This window comes from Subdoligranulum sp. APC924/74, from assembly GCF_003324125.1.
GTDB classification, from domain to species: Bacteria; Bacillota; Clostridia; order Oscillospirales; family Ruminococcaceae; genus Gemmiger; species Gemmiger qucibialis.
The window spans coordinates 1-2064 of record NZ_PSQF01000180.1 but is presented as its reverse complement, the minus strand read 5'-3'; the positions used below and the strand labels follow the sequence as shown (position 1 = coordinate 2064).

2 protein-coding genes are annotated in these 2064 nt (G+C 57.6%); both read right to left on the bottom strand.

Annotation, left to right across the window (positions count from 1 at the left end; all coding sequences use genetic code 11):
• Positions 1-161: 161 nt before the first annotated feature.
• Positions 162-947 (bottom strand): Cof-type HAD-IIB family hydrolase, encoded by a 786-nt coding sequence (locus tag C4885_RS16045; RefSeq protein ID WP_114001292.1) that lies wholly within the window; start codon positions 945-947, stop codon positions 162-164.
• Between the two features lie 4 nt (positions 948-951).
• Positions 952-1962 (bottom strand): NAD(P)H-dependent glycerol-3-phosphate dehydrogenase, encoded by a 1011-nt coding sequence (locus tag C4885_RS16040; protein WP_114001291.1) that lies wholly within the window; start codon positions 1960-1962, stop codon positions 952-954.
• Positions 1963-2064: the final 102 nt, after the last annotated feature.

Below are 2064 nucleotides of genomic sequence, written 5' to 3'. Positions count from 1 at the left end.
TTATCGAGCATTTTGGCAACGCAGATGCCGTGCCGCAGCCGCCGGAGCGGTGCTTAAGCCGTCAGGCGGGAATTGTGCGGTGTTGCCTAAAGAAATAAAATAAAAGCATGTGCAGTTTTTCGGGCTTTCCCCAAAAACGCACATGCTCTTGTTTTTATTGGTTATTTCAGCAGCCCGAAATGTTCCAGCGCATTCCAGATGCCGTCCTTATCCACATCGGTGGTAATGTAATCCGCCGCGGCACGGGCGTCTGGCCAGGCGTTGCCCATGGCAACCCCGATCCCGGCAAAAGCAAGCATCTCGGTATCGTTGCCGCCATCGCCAAAGGCGATGCTGTTTTCCCGCGTAAGACCCAGATGATTGAGCGTTTCCTGCAAACCGTTCACCTTGCCGCCGGTTGCGGGCAGGATATCGACAAATTCTTCGCTCCAGCGCACAGCGCGGCAGCCGGGCACGTGGGCCATGAACTCCGGTTCCTGCTCGCTGCTCAAAAATGCGCTGAGCTGATACGTCGGGTAGGTAAAGCAGCGCTGGGCCGGATCGATGGTTTCCTGCGGGATCTCTTTCAAAAAGTTTTCACACAGGGCATTGGTGCGGTTCATGTAAGCGGTATCCGCTTCCACAAAGGAAACCGCAATATCTGTTTTTTCCAGCCAGGGCAGCAGCTCGCGCAGTCCCTCCTGCGGCAGCGGGTGAGCGTAAAAGCAGCCGTCCTTATCCCGGCAATATTGGCCGTTCATCATCACCATGCCGTCAAATTCAAACGGCAGATCCTTTTTCAGGTAATGCAGGTGGTACGGCGGGCGGCCGGTTGCCAGGTAAAGCTGCACCCCTTTGGCGCGCAGAATGTTGAGCGCCGCCACGGTGGATTCCGGCAGGTGGTGATCCGGCGGCAGCAGAGTGCCGTCAATATCAAAAAAAGCAATGCGAATATCTCTGTTTTCCATGCTATTATTCCTGTTTCAGCTGTCGGCCCATCATTGTAGCCAGCGCATCGCGGGCGGCCAACCGACCGGACAGAATATCATCCACCGCATTCACGATGGGCATTTCTACCTTATACTTTTTCGCCAGCTTGCAGGCTGCGGGCAGGGCATTGATGCCCTCCACCACCTGACCGACCTCTTTTTTGGCGGTTTCCACATCCTTTCCGCGGCCAATCAGCATGCCGGCATGCAGGTTTCGGCTGTGCATACTGGTGCAGGTCACGATCAGATCGCCCATACCGGAAAGCCCGGCAAAAGTTTCGGCCTTGCAGCCCATGGCCACACCCAGGCGGGCCAGCTCGGCGTTGCCGCGGGTGATAAGGGCAGCCTTGGCGTTATCGCCGTAATCCAGGCCCATCGCAATGCCAACAGCCAGCGCGATCACATTTTTGACAGCGCCGCCCAGCTCCACGCCGCGGCGGTCGGTGTTGGTATACACGCGGAAGGTGGGGGTGGTAAAGATCTGCTGCACCTTGCGTGCGGCGGCTTCATCCGGGCTGCCCGCCACGATCAGGGTGGGCATATCGCGGGCCACTTCCTCCGCATGGGTGGGGCCGGAAAGCGCCACCACATTGCAGTGGGTGTGTTTGCCATCCGCAGCCAGCTCCTGCTCAATGATTTCGGACATCGTCATCAGCGTTTTTTCCTCCACGCCTTTGGCCACATCCACGATCAGCTGCCCATCCGGGATATGCGGTGCCGCCTTGCGGGCGGTGGAACGCACAAAAACCGAGGGCACCGCAAACAGCAGCACATCACGGTCGCCGCAGATTTCTTCAATATCCGCGGTATAGTGCATATCGGCAGGCAGGCACATGCCGGGCAGGTTGGGGTGGGCATGGGTCACGCTCATGGCTTTCAGTTCATCGGGCAGGGCGCTCCACATGGTAACGTCACAGCCGTTTCCTGCCAGCATGCGTGCCAGCGCGGTTCCCCAGGTTCCGGCACCCAGAACACCGATTTTGGTTTTGGTCATCGTATTTGTTCTCCAATCGTTTATGGGCAATACCGCATAATTCTAAGTGCCGATACGGCGAGCGAGGTGCGGCAGATGCTAAGCCAAAAGCGCAGATAATAC